This window comes from Amaricoccus sp. (assembly GCF_017995835.1).
GTDB lineage: Bacteria > Pseudomonadota > Alphaproteobacteria > Rhodobacterales > Rhodobacteraceae > Amaricoccus.
Window position 1 is genome coordinate 1 of sequence record NZ_JAGOID010000021.1, and the last position, 5,040, is coordinate 5,040.

General features: G+C 71.1%; 4 protein-coding genes and 1 pseudogene. 2 read left to right on the forward strand and 3 right to left on the reverse strand.

Translation table 11 applies throughout. From position 1 onward, the window contains the following. A pseudogene (locus tag KBA23_RS05395) lies at window positions 1–258 on the reverse strand (single-stranded-DNA-specific exonuclease RecJ); the annotation flags it as partial. A 169-nt stretch (window positions 259–427) separates the two neighbouring features. On the opposite strand from KBA23_RS05395, the gene KBA23_RS05400 reads away from it, so the two are divergent. Then, window positions 428–976 (forward strand): hypothetical protein, encoded by a 549-nt coding sequence (locus KBA23_RS05400; protein WP_290737612.1) that lies wholly within the window; start codon window positions 428–430, stop codon window positions 974–976. Between the two features lie 121 nt (window positions 977–1,097). Here the strand turns inward: KBA23_RS05400 and KBA23_RS05405 are convergent, their stop codons facing one another. Both KBA23_RS05405 and glpX read right to left on the reverse strand, forming a co-directional pair. After that, window positions 1,098–1,403: a hypothetical protein gene (locus KBA23_RS05405; protein WP_290737615.1), complete on the reverse strand. Its 306-nt coding sequence runs from the start codon at window positions 1,401–1,403 to the stop codon at window positions 1,098–1,100. Then, a complete protein-coding gene (glpX, locus tag KBA23_RS05410) occupies window positions 1,400–2,368 on the reverse strand; it encodes a class II fructose-bisphosphatase (RefSeq protein WP_290737619.1) in 969 nt (322 codons plus the stop codon). The genes KBA23_RS05405 and glpX overlap by 4 nt, the downstream gene beginning before the upstream one ends. A 372-nt stretch (window positions 2,369–2,740) precedes the next feature. Here glpX and KBA23_RS05415 point away from each other — a divergent pair, with 372 nt between their 5' ends. After that, window positions 2,741–4,885, forward strand: coding sequence for a M10 family metallopeptidase C-terminal domain-containing protein (locus KBA23_RS05415; protein WP_290737622.1), 2,145 nt, complete (start codon window positions 2,741–2,743; stop codon window positions 4,883–4,885). Window positions 4,886–5,040: the final 155 nt, after the last annotated feature.

Sequence of the window (5,040 nt, forward strand, 5' to 3'; positions counted from 1 at the left end):
CCGGGCCGCCGCGACGTCCATGCCGGCGAGCCGCGACGGGTCGGGCATCAGCTCGCGCAGCGTCGGGGCGAGATGGGCCGCGGCCTCGTGCGGCTCGACCCCGCGTGACGCCAGCACCCGCCCGACGATCTCCGGCAGGCCCGTCCCCTGGGCGATCGCCGCGCCGAGCCGCGCGACCTCCGGCGACGGCCCCTCCCAGCGGCGGCCCGTCGCGGAGCGTTCGACATGCAGGAAGGCGGGATGGAGGGCGTCCGACATTGCCGCCTCTCTAGCCCGCACCCGGGGCAGCCGCCAGAGTTCACGCTGGCCGACGGCGTCCGGTAGGCGTATGATTGGGCGCGGCGCCGCGGGGGCATTCGGGATCCGGCGGCTTGACGCGTGATCGGCCTTCCCGCGGCGCCGCCCGTCGCACGATAGGGAGGGTCTGATGCGCATCTCATTCCTGCCTGCGCTGCTCGCCGGTTCAACCTTCTGCGTTTTCGCGCCGGTCGCGGCCGTGGGCGCGGACGAGGCCGCGATCATCGCGAGCGCCGAAAGCGCCGCCCCCGCCGCCATCGCCAAGGAGGCGGCCGTGGTGACGGTGGACGCGGAGGGCCACATGACGACCCTGCGCGAAGGGCAGAACGGCTACACCTGCATACCGGACGTGCCCGAGACGCCCGGCCCGGATCCAATGTGCGCGGATCAGGGCTGGATGGGCTGGATGAAGGCCTGGATGGCGCACGAACCGCCGCCGCAGGGGCTCGTCGGGATGGGCTACATGCTGGCCGGGGGCAGCGACCCCGACAACCTCGATCCGTTCGCGCTCCAGCCGTCGTCCGGCCGCGACTGGGTGACGACGGGGCCTCATCTCATGGTGTTCAGCGTGGGAGCGGACCTCTCGGCCTATCCGGGCGGGGCGCAGCCGGACACGACGAAGCCGTACGTGATGTATCCGGACACACCCTACGCCCATCTGATGCTTCCACTGCAGTAAGCAGCCGCACGGACGCCCGGGCCGGATCTTCTCGCCACGGCGCACGGCCCGGCTGATCCGGGCCGCGCCGCGCCCATGTCGCAGAGCCGCGCGGGATCCGGCAGCGCCGCCGGTTTCGATGTCAGTCTTGCCCGCTCTGGGCTCGACCGTCCGGCGGCAGGTCGTCGCGCCAGACATGCCGGTCCGGCGTCGGCCGCGGCCCCGGCTCGGGAAGGATCCGCATGAGCCGCTGCAATCTCCGGACCCCGGCCCAGAGCCCGAGCCCGGCGACGCCGAGCCAGATCATCAGGAACGGCGCCAGCCCGAGGTCGCCCGACAGCAGCGCGCCGCCGAGCATCCAGAGCACGATCAGGATCGCCGCGGACCAGATCACCAGCCAGACCGCCATGAAGACGATCGGCCCGCGCCGGGACCGCGGCTCGGTCACTGGTTGCGCTGGCGGTAGATGATCCGCCGGAGCGACCCGGTCTTGGAGCGCATCAGGATCGTCTCGGTTTCGAGCCATTCCCCGTCGCGCCGTGCGCCCTGGACGATCGAGCCGTCGGTCACGCCGGTCGCGGCGAAGATGACGTCCTGCGTCACCATCTCGTCGCGGGTATAGATGCGGTCGAGATCCCCGATCCCGGCCTTGCGCGCCCGCTCCCGCTCGTCGTCGTTGCGGAACAGCAGCTTGCCCCACATCTGGCCGCCCATGCACTTGAGCGCCGCCGCGGCCAGCACGCCTTCCGGCGCGCCGCCCGAGCCCATGTACATGTCGATGCCGGTCTTTTCCGGCTCGGCCACGTGGATCACGCCGGCGACGTCGCCGTCGGTGATGAGCCGGATCCGCGCGCCGGTGGCCCGAATCTCGGCGACGAGCTTCTCGTGTCGCGGCCGCTCCAGCACGCAGACCATGATCCCGTTCGGCTCGACGCCCTTCGCCCTGGCCAGCGCGTGGATGCGCTCGGTCGCGGTCATGTTCAGGCTGACCACGTCCCTCGCGTAGCCCGGGCCGATGGCGAGCTTTTCCATGTAGACGTCCGGGGCGTGCAGCATCGAACCGCGCGGCCCCATGGCGATCACGGCCAGCGCGTTCGGCATGTCCTTGGCGGTCAGCGTCGTGCCCTCGAGCGGGTCGAGCGCGATGTCGACCGCCGGACCCTTGCCGGAGCCAACCTCCTCGCCGATGTAGAGCATCGGAGCCTCGTCCCGCTCGCCCTCGCCGATGACGACGACGCCCCGGATGTCGAGCAGGTTGAGCTGCTTGCGCATCGCGTCGACGGCGGCCTGATCGGCGGCCTTCTCGTCGCCCCGGCCGATGAGCTTGGCCGCGGCGATGGCCGCCTGCTCGGAGACCCGGGCGAGGCCGAGCGACAGCATGCGGTCGGCGAAGATCTGTTCCGTCTCACTCATCGACGCGGCGCCTTTCCACCCGGGATACGGCCCTGCTCATAGGCGATGGCTCGCGCCCGGCGCAAGGCCGATGGGCGAGCGCGCCGGATCGCCGGCGCCGGGGCGACAGAATGTCGCGCGGGCGCAGTACAGGAAATGGAGCGCAATTCGGGCGCGCGCATGAGTCGCTTTCAACCTGCGGTAGGGCTCTGCGGCCGTCGCCGGCCGTGGCGCGCGAGCGCGACATGCGCGGAGCGCCTCGGAGCCGGCTGCGCGGGCTCGCGGCGCCCCGCTGGAGGGCGTCCGCGGACCGCCGGGGTGGTTCATTTGCTGAACTGGCGACGATCCGGCCGTCCATGAGATTTCCGCCGATCTGTCCAACGGAGGTTCAGGATGCACGCCATTGCCCGCAAACTCGTTTCCATCGACCTGCCCGGCGTCGGCCTCGACGCGGGGGACGCGGCGGTCGCCACCGCCGCCGAAGCCGCCGGCGCCGGATTGGAGGGGCGGCGCCTCGACCTCGGCTTCGGCTACGGCCCCGGCGCGTCGGCCCGGCCGGTCGAGGCCGCGCCGCATCACCCCAGATGGCGCCCGACGCAGGGCGACGACGCCCGCCATGCGCCCGACGTTCCCGGCGACGACGAGCGGGGCACGCCGGGGATCGGCGTGACCTCCGTGCCGCGGAACTACGTCTCCTACGTGGACGGGCTCCTACAGGGCACGAAGTGGAACGCGACGACGATCACCTACAGCCTGCCCGACAGCGTCTTCGACTATCAGCCGGGCTATCCGGGCGACGACCTCAACGGATTCTCCGGGGTCGGGGCGCACCAGACCTACGCCATCCACGCCGCGCTCGGGATCGAGGCCTACGTGCCCGGCCTGCTCGGCGCCTACGGCTTCTCGATCGAGGGCTTCACCAACCTCAACGTCGACTTCGCCGGATACGGCAACGGCGCTGGCACGCTCCGCTTCGGCAACAACACCAACTCCAACACCGCCTATGGCTACTACCCGGCGGCGAACGACACCGGCGGCGACATCTGGTTCGGTCCTTCCGGCCAGGCGCCCGTCTCCGGGAACTACGACTACCACACGGTCCTGCACGAGATCGGCCACGCGCTCGGGCTCAAGCACGGCCACGAGGACTGGGGCTACGGCAAGCTGCCGCTCGACACCGACTCGATGGAGTATTCGGTGATGACCTACCGCTCCTACGAGGGCGGCGGGCTCGGGGGATACTCCAACGAGGACTGGGGCTATGCGCAGTCCTACATGATGTACGACATCGCCGCGCTCCAGCACATGTACGGCGCAGATTTCGGCATCAACTCGGGCGACACCCGGTATTCCTGGGATCCGACCAACGGCCGGACCTACGTCAACGGCCAGCTCGCGATCAACCCGGGGGGCAACCGCATCTTCCAGACCATCTGGGACGGCGGCGGCAACGACACCTACGACCTGTCGAACTACGCCACGGACCTCGAGATCAACCTCACGCCGGGGTATCACAACGTGTTCGACCGCGCCCAGCTCGCGTATCTCGGCGGCGGGCCGAACGGCGGCTACGCGCGCGGCAACGTCTTCAACGCGCTGCAATACAAGGGCGACGACCGCTCGCTGATCGAGAACGCCTTCGGCGGCTCGGGCGACGACGACATCATCGGCAACGCGACGGCGAACTGGCTCGTCGGCAACGCGGGCGACGACGACCTCGTCGGCTTCGGCGGCGACGACTGGCTCGAGGGCGGAGACGGGAACGACTGGATCGACGGCGGACAAGGCGCGGACGTCATGATCGGCGGCGCCGGCGACGACTTCTACTACGTCGACAACGTCGGCGACGTGACGCTCGAGCCCTTCGACGCCGGCGGGGTCGACACCGTTGCGGCCTACGTCTCGCACGAACTGGGCCAGGGGCTCGACAACCTGACGATCATCGGCGCGGGAAGCCTCTCGGGGACCGGCAACGAGCTCGCCAACCGCATCACCGGCAACTCGTCCGCGAATGCGCTCTACGGCCTCGGCGGCGCCGACAGACTGGACGGGGGCGACGGCGGCGACCTGCTCTACGGCGCGCTGGGGTCCGACACGCTGGTCGGCGGCCTCGGCGACGATCTCCTGATGGGCGGCACGGGCGCGGACGTCCTGCGCGGCGGGGCCGGGGTCGACACCCTGGTCGGCGGGGTCGGCGACGACGTCTTCGACTTCGACCTGGCGACGGAGTCGCGGCCCGGCGCCCGCGACGTGCTGGTCGAGGAGATCGGCGTCGCCGTCGCCTTCCAGGGCGCCGGCGTCGCCGGGGGCGACCGGATCGACCTCGCGGGCATCGACGCCGACACGACGCGGGGGGGCAACCAGGCCTTCCACCTCGGCGGCGGCGCGGCGGTCGGGCGGCTGACCGCCGTCAACGTCAACGGCGACACGATCATCCGCGGCAACACCGACGGCGACGCGGCGTTCGAGTTCGAACTGCGCATCGCCGGCGGCGGCGTCCTCGCGGCCGATTACCGGGCGTTCGACTTCGTGTTGTGACGCCCCCGCGCGGGGGCGGCCCACGGGCCGCCCCCGCGCACGCCTGACCTCGATCGAGCAGGTTGAGCAATACCCGGGCGAGGCCCCGCGACGGCATGCGGTCGGCGAAGATCCTGTCCATCTCGCACCAACGCGACGCCTTTTCCACCCGGAGT